The sequence below is a fragment of the Paraburkholderia phenazinium genome (assembly GCF_900141745.1).
In the GTDB taxonomy this organism is placed as follows: Bacteria; Pseudomonadota; Gammaproteobacteria; order Burkholderiales; family Burkholderiaceae; genus Paraburkholderia; species Paraburkholderia phenazinium_B.
In genome coordinates, this window is the sequence record NZ_FSRM01000001.1 from 2,685,747 (window position 1) to 2,706,722 (window position 20,976).

Below are 20,976 nucleotides of genomic sequence, written 5' to 3' on the forward strand. Positions count from 1 at the left end.
CGCGCCGTTTCAGCAAGGGCGAAACGATGCCGCACCTCGTCATGGACAATCCCCGTCTCATTCGGGGACTGGACTGGTTGCCTGGCATGCGCACCTGCACGTCCGATAGGGCATGGGCCCTAGCGGCTTACCTTGATCTGGCGTAGGACATCGGGCTCGTCCAATGTCAGTGGAAACTTTTCGCGTCCGCGAATAAACGGGAGGAATTGAAAATGATGGCAATGATCCATGCGCCGATCTGGATGCAAGACCTGGTCACTTTCCTCTTTAGTATGGAAGGCTGTGTACTGCTGGCCTTTATTGCATCGATCCTGCTCGGGCCCCGCCGGTTCAGGGCCAACTCGTGCCGGCTCGCGTCGGCGCTGGGCGGCGGGGCCTTGGCGGGTGGCCTGGTCGCGTTCGACGGGCTTGGCTTACCAGTGCTCGTGGCTGTGGCGATAGGCGGAGCGGTGGCCGTCCCCTTGCTTCTGAGCGCGCGGGTGCACCGGTTCTGGTGCTGGGCCTTTGCTCGCCGTGCATAGGACAGAAGGACAGAAAGGCAGTCGGTGCGGCGCTTACGTATCAGCAATGGAGCCGGATCATTTCAGGAAACACCAGATACCTGGGTAGTAAGCCACCCCGTCGGCGTTCCTTGCGGATTTCCTGCGCACTTCTCTCAAACGCGCTTACGAGGATTGACCCATGAGACGAGGCATTCTTGTCGCCCTGCTGGCGAGTCTTGTCTGTGCCTGTACCAAGGTGAACCCTTTGTCTTCGCTGCCTGACCTGAGCGCCGTGCGCGCGAATCTCGCCTTTACCTGCGTGCATGAGGCCGACCATCTGCCGCCGCTCGATCCCGATGCGGACCAGCTGTTCAGATACGGCCGCTGGCTGCAGAAGCAGGATGGCCCGAAGGACTTCGACGATATCGCGCGGTATTACCGGATCGCGGCGGCCCACGATCACTACAAGGCCAATACCAACCTTCAGGCGCTGGTGTCGACGGGGCTGGCTAATTCGCCGGATGCACCGAAAGAGACGATAGACCTGGCAGTGCAACTGGTCAAACAGGGCGTGCCGGCCGGCTACTACGACATCGCGCATTACCTCGAACTCGGCTACGGGCTGAAGCAGGATAGCGTGACGGCCTTGCGCTATTTCCGCAAGGCGGCGGATCTGGGCAGTCCGGACGCGCAGTATTACCTCGCGGAGAAACTGGATCCGATTGACGCCGCACCTGAGGTTGCGCTGCAGATGTACCGGTGCTCAGCAGACCAGGGGCATGGCAAGGCTGCGACCTCCCTGGCGATTGGTCGTGCGGTAGACAAGTTCTACGCCGAAGCAGTCAGGGCTTTCCAGCAGGGCGTCATGGCGGGAAACAGTCAGGCCGCGTTTTCTCTGGAAAATGGCTTCGCGGTAACGCCGGAAAATAGAGATATGTTTTATTTCGATGTCCAGAACGATCCCGAACGCTCGCGCCGCTACAAAATGATCGGCAAATTCCTCGACCGCAACGAAGGCCTGAACCCGAAAGTCCCCGACGTCGACCAGATCGTGCCACTGCCGCCGGCACCGCTACCGCCGTGGGACGGCACGTTCCAGTGGGAGAAGGAACAGGCCGCAGCCGTGCCGCCGCAGAAACCCTCCGATGCGCTGGTTGAAAAGCTGGCCCGCGAGAAGAACCTCGACGCTGCGACGGGGCTTCCCGTGGCACCCGTCAAAAGTGCGAAGGCTGAGCGCGTGCCGTTGGGCACGCTTGTCAGCCGAGGCAATGTTTGTCCGCAGGACGGCGTCTGGTGTGCGGAGGCATTCGATATGTATAGCCTCGAGACTATGCGCCGTTTCAAGAAAGACGAGACGATGCCGCAACCCGCCCTTAACGATCCTCCGTCCACCCCTGCCGTGAACTGGCTCCCAGACATGCGCGTACATCGTACCGATGCGCAATGGATCCGCAAGGCTTACATCCACGATGCTTAGCGCACAGCACGCGTGACGCGTACCAGGGCACGGACAACCACACCTGGCTGCGGCTGGCACCGCGGACGGGGCGCGACGGCCTGCATCCCCGGCATGACAGGTCCGCCAAGACCCCGCGCGACCGGCGATTTATTGCACAACAGCCTGTTCTCGACAGACCGGTTCAGGTTTATGCTGTTGGGCCATCGGGGACGTTATTTGCCTCTTTATGCGCTTCTTCATTCGCCACCCTAATTACCGTCCGGCTTCCCATGAGCGATCCCAATTCAAAAGATCCGTCCAGACCCACCGAGCAGCCGCTGGATCTGGCGGCCTTCCTGAACGCAGCAGACGAGCCCGCTGAAGCCGGTGCATTGCAGGTCACGCCCGGGCCCGCTACAGCCACTTCCAATCTTCCCGTCGAGGTGCTGACGCCGATGGCGCCCGCAGAGCGGCTGGTCGACCTCTCCTCGCTGGCGCCGGAACAACGTGCCATCGCCCAGACACTGGCCGACGGCATCCGCTTCGACGACACCACGACCACGCTGAGCTTCGTCGACACGGCCTTGCAGCCGCTCGCGCTCGCGTCACGTCGCCTGCTCGCCGATACCACCGTGGGTGAAGCGGGCGAGATCGGTCGCATTGCTGCCGCTGTGATCGACGGCATCAAGATCCTGCGTATCGAGGAGCTTCAGGAAGAGGCGCGTGAAGTTGCGCCCAAAGCCGTCGGCTTCCTCAGCAAGCTGGGGCGCCTGGGCAAGGTGGCGCACAGCGCGGCCAAAACGTTCCAGGAGAACCGCAAGCAGTTTCTCGGTCTGATGGACGCGGAGGAGGCCCGCGCACGGCGCGCCAAGGCTGATCTGATGATCACGATTCAACAGCTCGACGAACAGTCGAAAGCAGTGCGGCAGGGTGTCAGCAGTCTGTCTATCGGCATTGCCGCGATGCAACTGGCATTGGAGCGTGGCGTCAGCGAAGCGGAACAGCTGCGCCAGGTGGCCTTGCGCACCAATACGGCAGGCGACGCCGCCATCGCCATGGACTACCGCAACACGCTGGGCAATTTCCGCGGCAGGATCAGCGATCTTCGCGAAGCGATGATTTCCGCGGCGACGCTGATTCCGTTGATTGCGTCCAACCGCAAGGCGGCCGAGACGCGAGTGAGCAAGCTCACGACCGGCATCATGGTGACGATTCCGCGCCTGATGGCCGTGGCGGCGCAGGCCGTGGTGCAGGCCGACACGCGTCGCGCTGGTGAAGAAAGCGAAAAGCTCGACGAGGCGGCCCGCCGGATCACCGAGCTCGCGGTGCAGGGCGCACATGATGCGGCGGTCGATGCCGCGCACAGCCTGGGCGGCGACCCGCGCAACCTGGAATCGTTGGCGGCAGCGGCAACCCAGTCGATCGAAACGATGAAAGAAGTGCTCGCGATCGAGCAGCAGGTTCTCGCGCAAGATCGCGAGCGCGAGCAAAAGCTGATCGAAGTGCGTAACAAGCTCGTAGAAGGCATGCGCGGGGTGCAGGCCCAGGCGCTCGCCGCGCCGCCGGGAGCGTGACGTGTCCGAATCCAGATCCGACCTTGACGGCGGCCTCGCCGCGGGCTCGTCGCCCTTGAGCTTCGACCTTGCTGCCGCATGGCTGCGCCACGCCGAAGCCGATCGCGCCGGCTTCCTCTCGCGCTTCGCGTTGATTATCTCCGAGGCGTTGCCGAACCATTCGCAGGTTCATCGCGTCCGGCACGGTTTGTTTCGGAAAACTGAGGAAATTGTCGGCGTCTCAGTGGCGTTCGACAACGAGACCTATACCATGCGCCTCAGAGACGGCCAGCACCTCGCGACCGAGATCGAAAAGAAGGTCAAAGGGGTTGTGCTGTCGACCCGCGAAATCGATCCTCACACGTGGATGGCTGGCTTGATGACGCAGGTACACGAACGCACCGAGAAGGCGCGCGCAATGGCCGAGCTGCTGGCCGCACTCTGATCCACTCGAACAATTACGCAGGAGATGCCGATGGGTTGGCTGACTTCGCTGTTTGGTTCCAGCAATAGCTCCAATACGCCGCGCGGCCCGGCGCCGGATTTCTTCGACGCTGACGGCGTGCCGAACATGGTGCACCAGCGTCTCGCGGATTCGAAAAGCGGCACGCTACCGTGGGTATCCACCCTGACCGCGCCAGAGATGGCCTTGGCACGCAGCCATGGCCTGAGAATGCTCGCGCCGATCGCGGCAACGTGCTGGATGCACTACGGATTTTCGTGGACGGAAGGGCACGCGCAGGGTTGGCGCACTGCCATCAAGCGCCTGCAGGCGGAAGCAGTTGCGCTGGGCGCCAACGCGGTGATCGACGTCAGGATGGTGACCGTCGACCTGTACCTTGAAAACAGCATGGATTACTCGCTGGTCGGCACGGCGGTGCGTATCGAAGGCTTGTCGCCGAGCACCGAGCCCGTCATCTCGACCGTACCGGCGCTGGAATTCATGCAGTTGCTGGAGGCGGGCATCATCCCGGTGGGCCTTGCCGTCGGCGCGCGTTTCGAGTGGAGCAACGGTCCGCTCGACACCGGTGGCGGCTGGTGGGGCAACCAGCCTTTGCTGCAGACCACGGCGTTCTGGGAGCGGATCCGCCGCCACGCTCACGCCGATTTTCGCGCAGACGCGGCTCGCCAGGGTTCGGGCGTGCTTGCGCAACTGCAGTTTAGCCAGCTGATCCGTCTGGAAAGCGAGTCGAGGAGTAACCCGCTGCTGGGCCGGCACATTGTGATGGGCACGGTGGTCGATTGCCCGCGCGGCGTTCCCGTACCTCACGAAATCGAATTCGTGCTCGACTTGAGCGACAAGCGCGACAACCTGCGTTCCACTTCCGAGCACCACAACGCCTATAGTGACGGTATCTGAACCTTCTTCTCCTCAGGGAAAAACATGCCTGAAAACACGATGCAAGACGTCACCGCCCAGCTTCCCGCGAACGCCAAGGCGCGCCTTCAGGGGCTGCGCAGCGCGGCCCATCCGACCTCGGTGTTCACCTCCGACCTGTCGGTCAACGAGTTCCTGCTGGTTCGCAAGGCCGGCTTCGAGCCGATCGGCCTGTGCGTGGGCAGCAGCATCTATCACGTCGGGATCCAGTACGGCTCGTGGAACAAGAACCAGGAGCTGGAGGTGCTGTCCCAGGCGATGTACCACGCTCGCGAGCTGGCGATGTCGCGCATGCGTGAGGAAGCCCGCGGCATGGGCGCAGACGGCATTGTGGGCGTGCGCCTCGAGATCAAGCATGTCGAGTGGGATGCGGACATCCTGGAGTTCGTGGCGATCGGCACAGGCGTCGTCCACAATCACGACACCAAAGGCTTTCGCGCTCACGACGGCGGTCCGTTCACCTCGGACCTGTCAGGTCAGGACTTCTACACGCTGCTGAATTCCGGCTACCGGCCCATCGAGCTCGTCATGGGCAGTTGCGTGTATCACGTCGCGCATCGCGGCATGCTGAAAGCGTTCAACCAGGCCGGCCGCAACGTCGAACTGGAGCAGTTCACCCAGGCTATTTACAGCGCACGCGAACTGGCGATCGAGCGCATGCAGATCGAAGCGCAAACTGCCAAGGCCGAAGGGGTGATTGGCACGATGATCCACGAGAAGTCGTATCGCTGGGAGAGCCATGTGATCGAGTTCTTCGCCATCGGAACGGCTGTGGCGCCGTTAAATGTGGAAATCGATGCAAAGGATATTCCTGCGCCCACGCTTGTGCTGTCAGTGAATGACTGATGGGGAATGTGACGTTTGCATGAAGCAATCTTCATGGTGATGAGTCCGCGTTTACGCGGCACCGGGCTATTCTGAAGACATCGGGCAATCGTGGATGGACGAGTCGAAGCATCTGGATCGTTAAGACTCCTCTATCAATCGGGAAGCCTGAATCTTTTAATAGTCCGTCTTGTCCGGAGGCACCATGAAACTGCATCTTCATGCCATCGCATCCACCATTCTGATGACCGCAAGCGTCGCTGCAATGGCGGCACCCACACTCACGCCGCAGGAATGCAACGATTATCCGTTCGTGCAACCGGCGGGTGATCTCACCCACGCGCAAGTCATGCAGAACCTCAAGGAACTCGAGGACGTCGGCTATCGGCCCGCCCCGGCCGATCCGTACTATCCACGCAGAATCGAGCGGGCAGAGAAGAAGCTGCAGGTCGAATACCGTCGCGATTGCATGCACGGTAACCGTAGTGGCAACATCAACGGTTGATGCGACGCATAGGGCCGCGCTACGCGGCCCTATGCGTCGCCTGCAAGCCGTCTATGAGCCAAAGAACGGCTGGCAGAAGTCGGGTGGTCCCATGCAGTCGCCGGGTCCGTTAGGCGATGGATGCAGCGATGCGCATCCGCACAGCGTCGCGCCAGCCGCGACAAAAACAGCTAGCCGCACGATCTTGATGGTCAAGCTTCGTAGTTTCATGGTTCCGCCAGTTTTACAGAGAGGTGCGCGCGCACCGGCCCACCCGTTGGATGCAGCGCGATGCGTAACCGCGAGAGGACATCAGCGTCGTTAATGGTGTGCGTAGACCGTCTTGTTGAGGTAGGCGAGTTGCCCATCCTGCTCGGCATGCACGAGTTCCTGATAAACCTCGGCGCGCGTCTTGCCGGCGACCGGCTGACCGTACGGCGCCACCCATTGGCCGTCTTGCGGCTGTTGCTGAGCGACCGTCATGGCGCTGCTGGAATCGCTAGCGGGAGCGCCGTTTGGCGAGGAGGTCGTTTGCGCAAACGCTGCGCTGGTTACGAATACGCCGGCTAATGCGGCGAGCGTCATGAGTTTCATCGTTTCATCTCCATGCGTATATGGCTTTAAGCGGCCCGGCGATACAACGTAGGTGTGCTGCGCCTGTTGCTGCGTTTGCTGCTGAATTTGCCGCTGCATTTGCCGGTTAGACACAGAATAAAGCGGACGATTTATCGCAGCGGGTGCATGAAAATGAAGAGATATTTAAATCACATCGTCTCGGTCCGGCCAGGAAAATCCATGGCTATTGCGGCTCGTGCACATCGCCAGGCGCGGTGCTCAGGCTCACTGGATTGAACGGCCGGGTCTGGTCCTCAGTGGGGAGCGCAGCCGTGCTCCAGCCACCGCCCAAAGCGCCCGTGAGCGCCACCGCGGTCTGCAGACGTCGCGTCTGCACCTGCACTTCCGTAATCTGCGCGGTGAGTGCCGCGATCTGGGCCACGGTGACATTCAGGTAGTTGTCCAGACCATCCCGGTACAGGCTCATGGAGATGTTCTGCACCTTGAGGGCGGCCTGCAGGGCGGCCTGCTGTTGGGCCGCCTCGGTGGCGAGCTTGCTGGTCAGCACGAGATTGTCTTCGACCTGCCGGAACGCGGTGAGCACCGTCGACCGGTAGTTGTCGCCGGTCTGGGCAAACCTGGACCAGCTCGCCTGCACCTCAGCCTTGCGCAAACCCCCTTCGAATAGCGGCAGCATGGCGGACGCACCCACTGCCCACAGCGTATTGGGCAGCGAGGCCAAGGCAAAGCCCGTGTCCTCGAAGCCGCCCATCGCGTTGAGGCGAATGTTCGGATAGAAAGCCGCTCGCGAGACGCCGATCGCTGCATTGGCAGCCGCCATGGCGCGCTCGGCCTGAGCGATATCGGGGCGCCGTTGCAGCAGAGCCGAGGGCACGCCGGCCGGCACCTCCGGTAGCGCGATATGAGCGTCGGTGCGCACCGGCAAGCTGAACGTGGTGGGGTTCGCGCCGCTCAACACTGCGATCGCATGTTCGAGAACGGCGCGTTGTGCTTCAACGTCCGTATCCATGGCTTGTGCCGAAGCGAGCTGATTCTGGGCACGTTCGACGTCAAGGCCTGAGGAAATCTTGCCGGCATAGCGCATCTGCGTAATCTTGACCGCGTCCAGATACGAAGCGATGGCCTGCTGATACGCCGCATGCTCGGTATCGAGGCCATGAGCGGCCATGTAATCGCTGGCCAGTTCCATCTCGAGGCTAAGCCGGGCTGACGCGACTTGCGCCGCCGTGGCCTGGGCGCTTTCCTTCGCCGACTTCGCGCTATTGCGGATCTCGTCCCAGAAGTCCGGCTCCCAGGTGGCTGCGGCGCCGTAGCCGTTCGACTGCTCGTGATTGAGGCCGGTGCTGGTATGAAACAGCGTGTGCGCGGATTCTCCGTTCTGGCTGACGAATGCCTGCGAGGTCAATTGCGGAAACAGGCCCGATTGAGCCTCGCCGACGACGTCCCGCGCCTGGGTATAGGTTTCCTGCGCGGCCAGCAGATCGGGATTAGCCGCATCGAGTTGAGCTTCGAGGCGATCGAGCTCGGGGTCGTTGAACATCTGCCACCATGGGCCGCGTGCGAGCTGATCTTGCGGAGTCGCTTCGACAAACGGTCCCGAGCCGCGGTAGTCGGCCGGCAGGATCATTTTGGGCGGCGTATAGGTGGGGGCGAGATCGCAGCCCGAAAGAACGGTGAGCATTGCCAGGCAGGCAATCGGCCTCACGCGGAAAATCCGATGGCCAAACAGGCGGGTAAATTGGCGGCCAGGTTGCCGGTTAGTACAGCGCATCATTTCCCCGAATCGTTAAGTGCGGCTTCAATCTTGGCGCGCTGCTCAGCGCTCAGGTTGGCGGGGACAGGGGCGGCGGCGTGGAACTGCGGAGAGAGCGCGACGCCAGGCGCACCGGTGACGATTCGCACCTTTTCGCCTTCGAGAATCCCGGCTGAGGGATTGACGATCAAGCGGTCGCTGCGCGTCAGACCGGAGACCACCTGCACGGTCTGCCCGAGGTTGAGGCCGAGCTTGACGTCCTGCAGATGAACCTTGTCGTCGGCCCCAACCAGCGCGACCTGCATGCCTTCCGCGCGAAACAGCAAGGCCTGTTCGGGGATGATCAGCACGTTGGGATCGGATGGTATGACGAAATGTACGTCGGCATACGTGCCAGGCCAGATCAGATGATCGGGGTTCTTCACCAGCAACTCGGTTACGACCGTGCGCGTCTGCGGGTTGAAGGCATTCGCGGTGGTGTCGAAGGTGGCCTCGAACCTGCGGCCCGGATACTGCGGCAGCGAGAGCGTGGCGGTCAGGCCAGGCTTGAGGATCGAGGAATAGTCCTGCGGCACCGAGACGAACACACGCATCTCGTGGATATCGGAGACGCTGAACAGTTCGTCGGCCGCGCCTTGTGAGCTGACGTCGCCGCCGGCCGCATTGACGTAGTTGCCGACGTCTGTGTTGCGCGACGTCACCACGCCGTCGAACGGGGCAACGATTGCCTTGAAGCCTTCGAGCACCTTGAAACGCGCGACCTGGTGCTCTGCTGCGCGTGCCTGGGCCTTCTGTGCGGCGGCATTCGCCACCTGCACATCCACTTCCTGCTGCGAGACGGCCTCCGTTCCCTGCAGGGCGGTCCAGCGTTTGGCCGTCACCGCCGCGAGGTTGTAGTTGGTGCGGGCGACATCGAGATTCGCCTGGGCGCTTTCGTATTGTTCATCGACAGCGGGCGCGTCGATGGTCGCGAGCAGATCGCCCGCCTTGACCACCGCACCGTAGTCCTTGTACCACTTCGACACATAGCCGGACACCTGCGCATAGATCGGCGCCGAGTACCAGGCGTGGATGTTGCCGGGCAGCGTCATGGTGCGCGAGGCGGGTCCGGGCATCGGCGACATCACCTGCACGGGGGGAACCGAATCTTCGTTGGCGACGTCGCGCAGATCGGCGAGGTTGTCGTGCCGCTGGACGATGCCGAGCGCCACGAGGGCGAGCGCGACCAGCAGGCCCACGCCGGTCAGCAGCCGCACTTTCGGCCGGCCGGGGAGGGAGATATCTCGAAGGGTGTTCATGCGTGCAGTTCCCTGTCTGTCTGGGTCTTCCGGTCGCGATGCAGCAGCGCGAACACGCAAGGTACGAATAGCAAGGTGGCGAAGGTGGCGACCAGCAGGCCGCCGATCACGGCGCGTCCAAGCGGGGCGTTCTGGGTATTGCTGAAGGACATCGGCAGCATGCCGATGATCATGGCGAGCGCCGTCATCAGTACTGGACGGATACGGGCAAAGCCGGCTTCGATAGCGGCCGCGACAGGGTCGCCGTGGACTGCGAAATGTTCGCGGGCGAACGACACCACCAGAATCGAATTGGCGGTCGCCGTGCCCATGCACATGATGGCGCCGGTGAGCGCCGGCACCGACAGCGTGGTGTGCGTCAGGAACAGGCTCCAGACAATCCCCGCGAGCGCCGCGGGCAACGCGGTGATGATGATGAACGGGTCGAGCCAGGACTGGAAGTTGACGACGATGACGAGATACACGAGCAGGATCGACAGCGCGAGTCCTTCCAGCAACTGCGAATAGGCGCTGCTCATGGTTTGGGCCTGGCCACGCAAGTGGACCGACGCGCCGTGCGGCACTTGGTCGGCCATATCGGCGACCACTTTCTCGACCGCATCGTGAACCGCACCGAGGTCGCGCCGCTGATTGCTCACGAAGATGTCGATGGCGGGCAGGATGCTGAAGTGCGAGGCGAGCAACGGCGTGCCGGTCTGGCTGATGGTACTGAGTGCGCCGAGCAGTTGCACGCCGTGGTCGTTAGGATCGCCATCGCCTTTGTCGATTGGTATGGTCTCCAGATCGTTCATCGAGCTCAACTGATCCTGTGGCGTCTGCAGGTTGACGAGGTGCGAGACGCCGCTCGAGGTGTCGAGCCAATACGTCGGCGCCGTCTGACCGCTACCCGACAAGGTGGCGAGCGTGTTGTTGGCGATATCTGCTTCCGTCAGCCCGATCCCCGAAGCGAATGAGCGCGATGCCGCGATCTTCAGCGTGGGTTCGTCGAACGCCTGCTGGATGTTGACGTCCGCGCTGCCAGGAATGCGCCGGATGCGCGCGGCCAGTTCCTGCGCGTAGGCGAAGTTCGCAGCCTGCCCGCGGCCGGCAACCTGTACGTCGATAGGCGCCGGCAAGCCGAAGTTGAGAATCTTCGCGGTGATGTCGCCGGGCAGGAATGTGAAAGCGGTACCCGGATACAGTAGCGGCAACTGACGCCGCAGCTTGAACCGGTAATCGTCGACGGGCGAGCGGTCGTTCTTCAGGCTGATCGTGATGTCGCAATCCTGCGGACCGATGGTCCCCGTCGAGTTATAGGCCTCGTTGATGCCGCTGGCGGGCAGGCCGCAATTGTCGAGGACGTTGGTGACTTCGCCGGGCAGGATCTGGCGGATCGAGGCATTCACGAGTACCGCAAGCCGCGACGCTTCCTCGAGACGGGTGCCGACCGGCGCACGCATATGCATGTCGATCTCACCCGACTTGATGCTCGGAAAGAAATCGCGGCCGAGAAAGCCGAGCAGGCCGAGCGAAGCGAACGAGCCCGCCACGAAGATCGAGATGAAGCGTCCCCGGTGCGCCACGATGCCGGTCAGCAAAACCTTGTACTGGTTGCGAAAACGCGTGAAGCGGTGTTCGAAGCCTCTTTGAAAGCGCGTGAACGGTCCCGGGTTGGGGGCATGCCCGTGCTTGTGCGCTTCCACCTGGCCGCGCAGCAGATAGGCTGCCATGGTCGGCACGAGCGTACGCGAGAGGATGAACGAGGCGATCATCGCGAAGATGATGGCTTCAGCAAGCGGCAGGAACAGATAACCGGCCACGCCGCTCAACTGGAACAACGGCAGCCAGACGATGCAGATACACAGTGTCGCGACGAACGTGGGCACGACGATCTGGTTAGCCGCGTCGATGATGCCGGGTTCAAGCTCCGCGCCGGCCTCCAGATGCGAGTCGATGTTCTCGATCATGACGGTCGCGTCGTCCACGAGAATCCCCACGGCTAGCGCCAGACCACCGAGCGTCATCACGTTGATGGTCTGACCGAGCCACGAGAGCACCAGCACCGAGCACAAAATGGCGAGCGGGATCGAGGTGGCGACAATCAGCGTCGAGCGCCAGCTGCCGAGAAACAGCAGCACCGTCAGGCCGGTCAGGATGGCGGCGGTGATCATCTCCTGCACCACTTCATCCACCGAGTCGCGCACAAATCCCGAGGCATCGTTGAGCGTAGTGATTTTCACGCCGGGCGGCAGCGTGCGGATAATGCCTGGCAGTGCTTTCTTGATGCCGTCGACGACCGCGAGCGTAGAGGCATCGCCGCTCTTCAGGATCTGGATCAGCACGGCCTGCTTGCCTTTTACGAGCACGGCGTTGATCTGCGGTGGCGAGCCGCGGTGCACATAGGCCACGTCGCGCAGATAAACGGTGGCGCCGTCGACGGTCTTGATCGGCAGGTTGTTGAAGGTGGAAACGGCGATTGGACTTGCGTTGGTTTCGACCATGAAGTCGAGTGCGCCGATCTTCTGATCACCGGCGGGCAACACGACGTTCTGCGAGCTGAGCGCGTGCGCTACGTCGACCGCCGACAAGCCGTGCGCGAGCAGCCTGGTCTGATCGAGATCGATTTCGACGTTCAGCGAGGCGCCGCCATACGGCGTTGGAATCGCAGCACCGGGCACCGCGACCAGTTGCGGGCGGATCAGATTGGATGCCATGTCGTAGACCTGCGCCGCAGTCATGCCGGCCGCCGACACCTGCAGGTCCAGCACCGGCACTGAGGAGGCGTTATACGAAAGGATCTGCGGTGGCGTGATGCCAGCGGGCATCTGCTTGAGTACGGTCTGCGAGGCCGCGGTGATCTGCGCCTGTGCTGCGGCGACGTTGGTGCCCGGTTGCAGGAACACCTTGACGATGCCGCGCCCGTAGAGCGACTGACTCTCGATATGCTCGATGTTCTCGACGGTCGAGGTGAGCGAGCGCTCGTAGTAGTAGATCACGCGGCCGGACATGTCCTGCGGCGTCAGACCGTTGTAGGTCCAGACCACAGCCACCACCGGAATACGGATGTTCGGAAAAATATCGGTCGGGGTCCTGAGCACCGCCATACCGCCGAACAGCACGATCAGGATGCTCATCACTACAAAAGTCAAAGGTCTGCGTAACGCGACAAGGACAATGGCGTTCATTGGGTGCCGTTCAAAATGCAAGGGAGTCGAGTCGTGGGCAGCCCGTGGGCGACGCTGGGGCCTTGAACGCATGATGGGTGAGGCGACGTAACGCGGCATCGCCAGACCGATTAAGCATTTTTTATGGTTTTGACATCGGGAGACGGAGTGGAGCAGGCCGCGAATGCAATCCTATGCTGTTAGTTGTCGTACAACTGAGTGTGGCGTCTGATAGGCTTCAGCGCGTCCCCGACCTCATGCCTAGCCTTATTTCCTAGTCGTATCATGGCTTTGCGCCGAACACCGGGTAAACACCCGTGATCTCCTCCTTGATCCCGACAGGTTGACGGACATACGATGTCTACCGCGAGGCGAGCGGTACCGACGTGCGTTGGCCGCTTTTAAAAACCATATCGAGTGGAGAGAGACGCCATCATGGGAATCAAGGTACGAGGGCTACGCTGGTGGATGATCGCCTTGCTGGCACTGGGCACGGTCATGAACTATCTGGCGCGCAGTTCGCTCGCCATCGCCGCGCCGACGGTCATGCAAAGCCTGCACATCACCACCAGTCAGTACGGCTGGATTACCGGCGCGTTTCTCGTCATGTACCCCTTGGGTGGCCCGCTCACCGGTTACCTGATGGATCGCATTGGCCTGCGTTTTGGCTTTCTGCTGTGCGGCCTCGCGTGGTCCGTTATCTGCATGGCGCACGGCTTTGCCACTGGCTGGGTCGGTCTGTTTGTTTTGCGCGGCATGCTCGGCCTCGTCGAGGCGTCGTTCATTCCGGCCGGCATGCGGCTCGCAGCGTTCTGGTTCCCGCTGCGCGAACGTGCGATTGCCGCGGGCGTGTTCAACATCGGCACGTCGATTGGCGCGATTGCTGCGCCACCGCTGATCGCGTGGTCGATCCTGCGCTACAACTGGCAAGCTGCCTTCGTGATCGCAGGCGGCATCGGCTTTATCTGGGCCGTGTTGTGGATCGCCTTCTATCGTCACCCGAGCGCGCACTCTGCGCTAAGCGAGCGGGAAGCCGCGTATATCGTCGACGGCAAGGCGCTTGGTCTTGCCGAAGACGGTTCGAAACCGAATCTGCGCGAAATTTTCCGCTCGCGTAATTTCTGGGGCATCGCGCTGCCGCGCTTCTTTGCCGATCCCGTGTGGGGCACCCTGGTGTTCTGGATGCCGCTGTATCTGCATCAGGCGCGCGGCTTCGATCTTAAAGCGATTGCGATGACCGCGTGGCTGCCATTCGTTGCAGCCGATGTCGGCTGCCTGATGGGCGGCTCCGTGTCGTTCCTTCTGAACCGTCACTTCAATCTCTCGATCATCAACGGCAAGCGCGTTGTCTTCACGTTCGGCGCGCTGCTGATGACGGCCATGGCAGGCGTCGGCTATGTGAAGGATCCGGCCATGGCGATCTTCCTGCTGTGCCTCGGCGGCTTCGCACATCAGACGCTATCGGTGACGGTGATTTCAATGTCCGCGGATCTGTTTCCGCGTCATGAGGTGGCGACCGTGACGGGCTTCGCGGCGCTCAGCGCCGGTATCGGCAACCTCGGCTTTACCCTGGTGATGGGCGCGCTCGTCATGACCATCGGCTATGCACCGTTCTTCGTGGCGCTGGGCATGGGCGATCTGGTGGGCGTGGCGCTGATTTGGAGTCTGGTGCGTCCGGTGCTGGCTGAGCGCCGCGCCAGCGCGCAGGTGGCGCGCGCCGCGAGCGCGTAGCGTTGTCCGTTCCCGCCCAGGCAGAGTATGCTGAGATACTCAAAAGAACGGGAGGGCATCCATGAACATCAATCCGCTCGCCGGCAAGCTCGCACCGCATGAAATGCTTGTCAATGTCCCCCGGCTTGTCACGTCGTACTATTCAGAAACGCCGGACCCGCAGATCCCCGCACAACGCGTTTCGTTCGGCACCTCGGGGCACCGTGGCTCGCCGTTCGAACGCAGCTTCAATGAATGGCATGTGCTCGCCATTACGCAGGCCATCTGTCATTACCGCAAGCAGCAGGGGATCGATGGGCCGCTGTTTCTCGGCATCGATACGCATGCGCTCTCCGAACCCGCCAACGTCAGCGCGCTAGAGGTGCTGGCCGCCAATGGCGTCGACGTCATGATCGCGCAGAACGGCGAATACACGCCTACGCCCGCGGTTTCCCACGCAATCCTCACGTATAACCGTGGCCGCACCGCGGGCCTCGCTGATGGCATCGTGGTGACGCCTTCGCACAACCCGCCCGATAGCGGCGGCTTCAAATACAACCCGCCGAATGGCGGCCCCGCTGACGGCAGTGTCACCGGCTGGATCGAAAAGGCCGCGAACGGCTTGCTCGAGGCCGGTCTCGATGGCCTGCTGCGTGTGCCGCTGGCGAAGGCACTGGCCTCGTCGCACACGCACCGGCACGACTATCTGAACACGTACGTCGCAGACCTCGTCAACGTGCTCGACATGGATGTGATCCGCGGTGCGCCGATCCGCCTCGGCGTCGATCCGCTCGGCGGCGCCGGTGTGCACTACTGGGGGCCGATTGCGGATCGCTATCACCTGAACCTCACCGTGCTCAACGATGAAGTGGATCCGACCTTTCACTTCATGAGTCTCGATTGGGACGGGCGGATTCGCATGGACCCGTCTTCGCCTTACGCGATGCAGCCGCTGCTCGCCCAGAAGGACCGCTTCGATGTGGCCTTCGCGTGCGACACGGATCATGACCGGCACGGCATCGTCACGCGCGCAGCGGGCCTGATGCCGCCCAATCAATATCTCACCGTGCTCGTCGATTACCTGTTCGCGCATCGACCGCACTGGCCAACTCGTGCGGCGGTGGGCAAAACCATCGTCAGCAGTCAGATGATCGATCGGGTCAGCGAGAAGCTTGGGCGCACGCTTTACGAAGTGCCTGTTGGCTTCAAATGGTTCGTTAGCGGCCTGCTCGATGGTTCATTGGGGTTCGGTGGCGAGGAGAGCGCGGGAGCGAGTTGCCTGCGGCTCGACGGCACGGCGTGGTCTACCGACAAGGACGGCATCGTGCCCGCGCTGCTCTCGGCCGAAATCACGACACGCACCGGCCGAGACCCTGCTGAAATCTACCGGGATCTGACCCAGCGTTTGGGTGAGCCGGTCGAACGCCGCGTGCAGGCGGCCGCTACGGCGCCGCAGCGAGCGCTGTTGGGACGGTTGTCGCCCTCGCAGTTTCCGCATACCGAACTGGCTGGCGAAAAGATCATGCAGGTGCTCGACCGTGCGCCGGGTAACGACGCAGCCATAGGCGGCATCAAGGTGATCACGCAGAGCGGCTGGTTTGCCGCGCGTCCTTCAGGTACTGAGGATATCTACAAGATTTACGCAGAGAGTTTCCTCGGCGAGGAGCATCTGACGCGCATCGTCGAGGAAGCGCAGGCGATGGTGGACAGTACGCTTGCGCAGCGGGGCGCGACGCCTTGAGCGGTTAGTGCTGGGTGTGGCAGGGGCCGCGTTTGACGCATGCGCGTTACTGCGTCGACGCGTCCCAGTACACGTTGAACCCCATCAGCGCGGTCAGCGTCTGCGCCGCCTGCTTCATCATTTCTCCCACCTCGCTCATCGACGGTACAGGGGCGTTGTCGATCCGCTCGATATACGGCGAGGTTAGCGTTGCAATGGCGTGCCCATCCCGGCCGAATACCGGATAGGCGAGGTTCTTCACGCCTTTGACCTGGCGGCTCGGCATCCGCGCGTTACCGTGTTTGCGGATCTGCGCCAGGTCCTTCGTCAACTGCTGGGGATCCACGGCCTGCTCGCCTTCCACCGGCACATGCAGTTCGAGCATCTCGAGGCGCTGCGGCTCTTCCTGGAACGCCAGCAGCACCTGCCCCGATGCGGTATCGGTGAGACCGATCAAGGTTCCCACCTTCAATGAGAAACCCCAGCGCTCGGGACTCTCGACGCCGGCCACGATCAACACGCGGCCCTTCTGATACACGCACAGATGAAACGACTGCCCGGCCTGCTTGGCGAGTTGCGTCATCAGCGGCAGCGCGGTCGACACGAGCGAGCGCACGGGTTGATGCCGGTGCGCCAATTGAAACAGCAGGAGCGACAGCACGTAGCGGTCGCCGGCAGCCTGCAGATAACCGCGCGTTTCCAGCGTTACCACCATGCGGAAGATCTCCGCGGTGGTGCGGCCCAGTTCCTTGGCGAGTTCCGCAAGCGATAAGCCCTCGGGGTGGCCCACCAGCAGTTCGATGATGTCGAGGCCCTTTTCCAGGGCTGGCGCCGAGTAGCGTGTCGCGTTGTCGTTCAATTTTCCTCCCGCAATGCCAACGGATGCCCGATCAGATGGCGCACATGATAACCAGAGGGATTGTAGGGCCGGAGAAGGCGAAATGAGCGATCCTGGCGGCCATTCCGCAGACGGGGAAAACACCTAGTAAATTTCATACATGAAATATGTTTTCATACCTAAAATTTAACGAGTCGCGGAACGAGCGTGTTCCGGGCCACCAGTCAGCAGGCCGCGGACATGGCAATCACGTGGAGGCGAGGGGAATGGCAGCCGTTGCATTCGAACAGGTGCGCAAGTCGTTCGGCGCCGTTCAGGTTCTCAAGCAGATCGACCTGGCTGTACCGGACGGCGAGTTTCTGGTGCTCGTCGGGCCGAGCGGCTGCGGCAAATCCACCTTGCTGCGCGCGTTGGCGGGGCTCGAGGGCGTTACGCACGGGCGCATCCTGATCGACGGGCAGATCGTCAACGCGCTGCCGCCGCGTGATCGCGATGTCGCGATGGTGTTCCAGAACTACGCGCTTTATCCGCACATGACGGTGCTCGAAAACCTGACGTTTGCGCTCAAGCTGCGTAACCACGACGCCAAGGAGATTGCGGCGCGGGCGCAAAAGGCGGCGGCGCTGCTGGGTTTGCAGGAGCTGCTCGGCAGACATCCTCGTCACCTGTCAGGCGGCCAGCGCCAGCGGGTGGCGATGGGCCGTGCCATCGTGCGCGACCCGAAGGTCTTTCTGTTCGACGAGCCGCTGTCGAATCTCGATGCGCGGCTGCGCGTGCAGATGCGCGCGGAGATCAAGGCGCTGCACCAGCGCTTGCGCGCGACCACGGTCTACGTGACGCACGACCAGATCGAGGCCATGACGATGGCCGATCGCATTGTCGTGCTCAACGGTGGCGAAATCGAACAGGTCGGCACGCCGCTCGCGCTCTATGACGATCCTGACAATCTCTTCGTGGCGGGTTTTATCGGCTCGCCGGCAATGAATATCTTCAACGGTGTGTATGAACAGCATGGCGATGGCGCATGCGTTCGCGTCGGCGAACTCGCATTGCCGGTGCCGCCTGTCAATGCCGCGCACGGCCAGCAGGTGGTGTACGGCGTGCGGCCCGAACATCTCGGCCTCGCAGGCGAGGACGGCATGCCGTTCGCGCTCGACGTGGTCGAGCCCACGGGTGCCGCAACCGAGCTGTTCGGCACGGTTGCTGGGCAGACCTGTTGCGTGATGCTCAACGGTCGTACCGATCTGCGCGCCGGCAGCCAGATTGCGCTGCGCGCCGACCTCGGCAAGGTACTCGTATTCGATCGCGCCAGCGGCAGGCGCTTGCGATGAACAGGAGTGCGAGCCGTCCCGCCGCGGGGCTCGCATGAAGTATTGGCCGCCGGCAAGCCGCGCGGTCTCACGGCGGAACTCATAAAAGAGGAGACAATGATGCGCTATCCAACCATGCCGACCATGTTCAGGCTCGCCGCTTCGGTGCTCGCGCTCGCGGGCATCGTTGCGTCCGGCCTCGCTCATGCCGACGGCGAATACAAAGGCTACACACTGCGGGTCAAGCTGATCGGCGGTGTGCAGTACGAGGCGCTCTATACGCGCATTCCGCTGTGGGAAAAGCAGACTGGTGCGAAAGTCGAGATCATCTCGCGCAAGAGCCACTTCGAGCTGGATCGCGAACTGAAGCAGGACATCGCATCTGGCCATATCGACTATTGCGTGTCGTCGAATCACACCAATTTTTCGGCCCAATACCCGATCTTCCGTGATCTGAAGGGACTCTTTCCTGCGAGTTATCTGGCCGCGTTTTCGCCGAGCCTGCTGAAGGCCTCGGAGATCAATGGACATCTGGTGCAGATTCCGCGCTCGGTCGATATCGAAGCGTTGTACTACGACAAGACTGCGTACGGCGATCCGGCCAACCAGGCCGCCTATAGCAAGCAGTTCGGCGAGACGCTCGCGCCACCGAAAACCTACGCGGAATTCACCCAGCAGGCCAAGTTCTTTACCAAGGCGCCGAACTTCTACGGCACGCAGTTTCCCGGCAAGGACGAGGCGATTACGGGTACGTTCTATTCGCTGCTGATCGCCAATGGCGGACAGTTGCTCGATGCAAAGAACCGCGCCGCGTTCAACTCGCCGATTGGCGTCAAGACGCTCAACTGGTTCGTGGATCTCTACAAGTCCGGTGCGGTGCCCAAGGGCGTACCGAGCTACGTCTGGGACGACCTCGGCAATAACTTTGCCGCCGGCAAGGTGGCGCTGGATCTCGACTGGCCAGGCTTCGCGTCGTTCTACAACGATCCGAAGACCTCCAAAATCGCGGGCAATGTGGGCGTCGTGCCGGCGCCGCTCGGTGCCGCCAACAAGCGGCCTGGCTGGTCCGGATCGCATAGCTTCTCGATCACGAAGAGCTGCGATCGTCCGGAGGTCGCCGCGAGCTTCGTCCAATTCCTGACCAGTTTCGATTCGCAGATGGTGGAGGCGCGCCTCGGCACGATTCCGTCGCGCGTCGATGCGCAGCAGGCCGTTGTGAAGGAGTTCCAGGCGAAGAATGATGCGTACATGGCGAATGCCATCGCCGTGTTTAGCACGGCGGCACGTCAGGATGCCTTTACACCGCCGCGCATCCAGCAGTGGGACGAAATCTCGAATGCCTTGTGGCCCGAACTGCAGAAGGCGCTGATTGGCGACAAGTCGTCCCAGCAGGCGCTCGACGACGCGGCGAAGAAGGTCTCCGACATCATGCAGGACGCCTCCGACTAGCGATAAAGGTACCGCACGCCCCGCACGATGCACGCTGCGCCGTGCGGGGCGATCCGCTTCCAGCTCCACGACACCATGCGATCCAACCTTCAAGATTCGTCTGCCGTACCCGCTCTCGTGCCGGTTTCTCATGAGGGTATTGCTTTGCCGCTCAAGCTGCTGCTGCCGGCGTTTTTCTCCGTGGCGATCGTTGTCGTGCTGCCGTTGTTGTTTTCGCTCTACACGAGCTTCACCGCTTACCGCCTGATCGAGCCTGAGACGATCTGGCATTTCATTGGCCTGCGCAACTATCTGCGTGCCTTTGCCAACGAAGATTTCTGGGCCGCATTCGGCCGCACGGTGCTGTTCCTGACGATTGCCTTGAATCTGGAACTCGTGCTGGGCCTCGGCATCGCGCTCCTGCTCAACGAGGTCACCAAAGGCCAGCGTATTTTGCGCACCATCATGATGTTCCCGATGATGTTCTCGCCGGTGCTGGTCGGCTTTCAGTTCAAGTTCATGCTCAACGACAGCACCGGGGTGGTCAATCATCTTCTGCAAACACTGTTCGGCCTGAAAAGCACGATTCCCTTTCTGGTCAATGCGAATTCGGCGCTGGCCTCGCTGGTCGCAGCCGAGGTCTGGAACTCGACACCCGTTTTCGCGGTGATCCTGCTTGCCGGGCTGATGGCGTTGCCGAAAGATCCGATCGAAGCATCCAAAGTCGACGGTTGCACGCCGCTGCAAACCTTCCGTTATGTGACGCTGCCGTATCTGATGCCGTTCGTCTACATTGCGATGACGATCCGCTCGCTCGATGTCGGCCGGGCCTACGACATTGTGCGCATCATGACGAACGGTGGTCCCGGCGGGCGCACCGAACTACTGTGGACGATGGTGGGCCGTATCGCCTACGACGACTCGCATATGGGCTACGCGAATGCAATCGGCTATGTGTCGGTGCTCGTTTCCGTGCTGTTCACGCTGTACTTCTTCCGCAAGCTAAATGCCGCACGCAGACATATGGGACCCGCCTGAAC

Annotated in this window: 18 protein-coding genes; 12 read left to right on the forward strand and 6 right to left on the reverse strand. The window is 62.0% G+C overall.

The window, feature by feature from the left end:
* The first annotated feature begins 212 nt into the window (after positions 1-212).
* From BUS06_RS12185 to BUS06_RS12215, 7 genes are all read left to right on the forward strand, one after another.
* Complete coding sequence (locus tag BUS06_RS12185; RefSeq protein WP_074264484.1) at positions 213-521, forward strand: hypothetical protein; 309 nt, start codon at positions 213-215, stop codon at positions 519-521.
* Between the two features lie 160 nt (positions 522-681).
* On the forward strand, positions 682-1,959 hold the full coding sequence (locus tag BUS06_RS12190; RefSeq protein ID WP_074264485.1) for an SEL1-like repeat protein: 1,278 nt from the start codon (positions 682-684) through the stop codon (positions 1,957-1,959).
* A complete protein-coding gene (locus BUS06_RS12195) occupies positions 1,926-3,494 on the forward strand; it encodes a toxic anion resistance protein (RefSeq protein ID WP_083611404.1) in 1,569 nt (522 codons plus the stop codon). Before BUS06_RS12190 ends, BUS06_RS12195 begins: the two co-directional genes overlap by 34 nt.
* Position 3,495: 1 nt before the next feature.
* Positions 3,496-3,918, forward strand: coding sequence for a hypothetical protein (locus BUS06_RS12200; RefSeq protein ID WP_074264487.1), 423 nt, complete (start codon positions 3,496-3,498; stop codon positions 3,916-3,918).
* Between the two features lie 30 nt (positions 3,919-3,948).
* Entirely contained in the window at positions 3,949-4,833 is an 885-nt protein-coding gene (locus tag BUS06_RS12205; protein WP_074264488.1) for a heavy metal-binding domain-containing protein, read from the forward strand.
* A 24-nt stretch (positions 4,834-4,857) separates the two neighbouring features.
* Positions 4,858-5,697 (forward strand): heavy metal-binding domain-containing protein, encoded by an 840-nt coding sequence (locus tag BUS06_RS12210; protein WP_208297107.1) that lies wholly within the window; start codon positions 4,858-4,860, stop codon positions 5,695-5,697.
* 184 nt (positions 5,698-5,881) lie between these two features.
* Entirely contained in the window at positions 5,882-6,181 is a 300-nt protein-coding gene (locus BUS06_RS12215; RefSeq protein WP_074264489.1) for a DUF4148 domain-containing protein, read from the forward strand.
* A gap of 51 nt (positions 6,182-6,232) precedes the next feature.
* Here BUS06_RS12215 and BUS06_RS37825 read toward each other — a convergent pair whose 3' ends face one another.
* The 5 genes from BUS06_RS37825 to BUS06_RS12235 form a co-directional block, all read right to left on the reverse strand.
* The gene (locus tag BUS06_RS37825) at positions 6,233-6,391 is read right to left on the reverse strand and encodes a hypothetical protein (RefSeq protein WP_167379385.1); all 159 of its coding nucleotides are present in this window, start codon (positions 6,389-6,391) and stop codon (positions 6,233-6,235) included.
* 90 nt (positions 6,392-6,481) lie between these two features.
* Entirely contained in the window at positions 6,482-6,754 is a 273-nt protein-coding gene (locus tag BUS06_RS12220) for a DUF4148 domain-containing protein (protein ID WP_074264490.1), read from the reverse strand.
* 205 nt (positions 6,755-6,959) lie between these two features.
* The gene (locus BUS06_RS12225; RefSeq protein ID WP_074264491.1) at positions 6,960-8,510 is read right to left on the reverse strand and encodes an efflux transporter outer membrane subunit; all 1,551 of its coding nucleotides are present in this window, start codon (positions 8,508-8,510) and stop codon (positions 6,960-6,962) included.
* Entirely contained in the window at positions 8,507-9,787 is a 1,281-nt protein-coding gene (locus tag BUS06_RS12230) for an efflux RND transporter periplasmic adaptor subunit (protein ID WP_074264492.1), read from the reverse strand. Before BUS06_RS12230 ends, BUS06_RS12225 begins: the two co-directional genes overlap by 4 nt.
* A complete protein-coding gene (locus tag BUS06_RS12235) occupies positions 9,784-12,951 on the reverse strand; it encodes an efflux RND transporter permease subunit (protein ID WP_074264493.1) in 3,168 nt (1,055 codons plus the stop codon). The genes BUS06_RS12230 and BUS06_RS12235 overlap by 4 nt, the downstream gene beginning before the upstream one ends.
* Positions 12,952-13,365: 414 nt before the next feature.
* Here BUS06_RS12235 and BUS06_RS12240 point away from each other — a divergent pair, with 414 nt between their 5' ends.
* Complete coding sequence (locus BUS06_RS12240) at positions 13,366-14,661, forward strand: MFS transporter (protein WP_074264494.1); 1,296 nt, start codon at positions 13,366-13,368, stop codon at positions 14,659-14,661.
* A gap of 61 nt (positions 14,662-14,722) precedes the next feature.
* Positions 14,723-16,381, forward strand: coding sequence for a phosphoglucomutase (alpha-D-glucose-1,6-bisphosphate-dependent) (gene pgm / locus BUS06_RS12245; protein WP_074264495.1), 1,659 nt, complete (start codon positions 14,723-14,725; stop codon positions 16,379-16,381).
* A 46-nt stretch (positions 16,382-16,427) separates the two neighbouring features.
* Here the strand turns inward: pgm and BUS06_RS12250 are convergent, their stop codons facing one another.
* Positions 16,428-17,219, reverse strand: a complete 792-nt coding sequence (locus BUS06_RS12250; RefSeq protein ID WP_083611406.1) for an IclR family transcriptional regulator — start codon at positions 17,217-17,219, stop codon at positions 16,428-16,430.
* Positions 17,220-17,464: 245 nt separating this feature from the next.
* On the opposite strand from BUS06_RS12250, the gene BUS06_RS12255 reads away from it, so the two are divergent.
* From BUS06_RS12255 to BUS06_RS12265, 3 genes are all read left to right on the forward strand, one after another.
* Positions 17,465-18,529 (forward strand): ABC transporter ATP-binding protein, encoded by a 1,065-nt coding sequence (locus tag BUS06_RS12255; protein WP_074264496.1) that lies wholly within the window; start codon positions 17,465-17,467, stop codon positions 18,527-18,529.
* A 96-nt stretch (positions 18,530-18,625) separates the two neighbouring features.
* Positions 18,626-19,957, forward strand: a complete 1,332-nt coding sequence (locus BUS06_RS12260) for an ABC transporter substrate-binding protein (RefSeq protein WP_217272806.1) — start codon at positions 18,626-18,628, stop codon at positions 19,955-19,957.
* A gap of 75 nt (positions 19,958-20,032) precedes the next feature.
* Positions 20,033-20,974 carry a carbohydrate ABC transporter permease gene (locus tag BUS06_RS12265; protein ID WP_083611514.1) on the forward strand — a complete coding sequence of 314 codons (942 nt, stop codon included), beginning with the start codon at positions 20,033-20,035 and terminating at the stop codon, positions 20,972-20,974.
* Positions 20,975-20,976 lie beyond the last annotated feature (2 nt).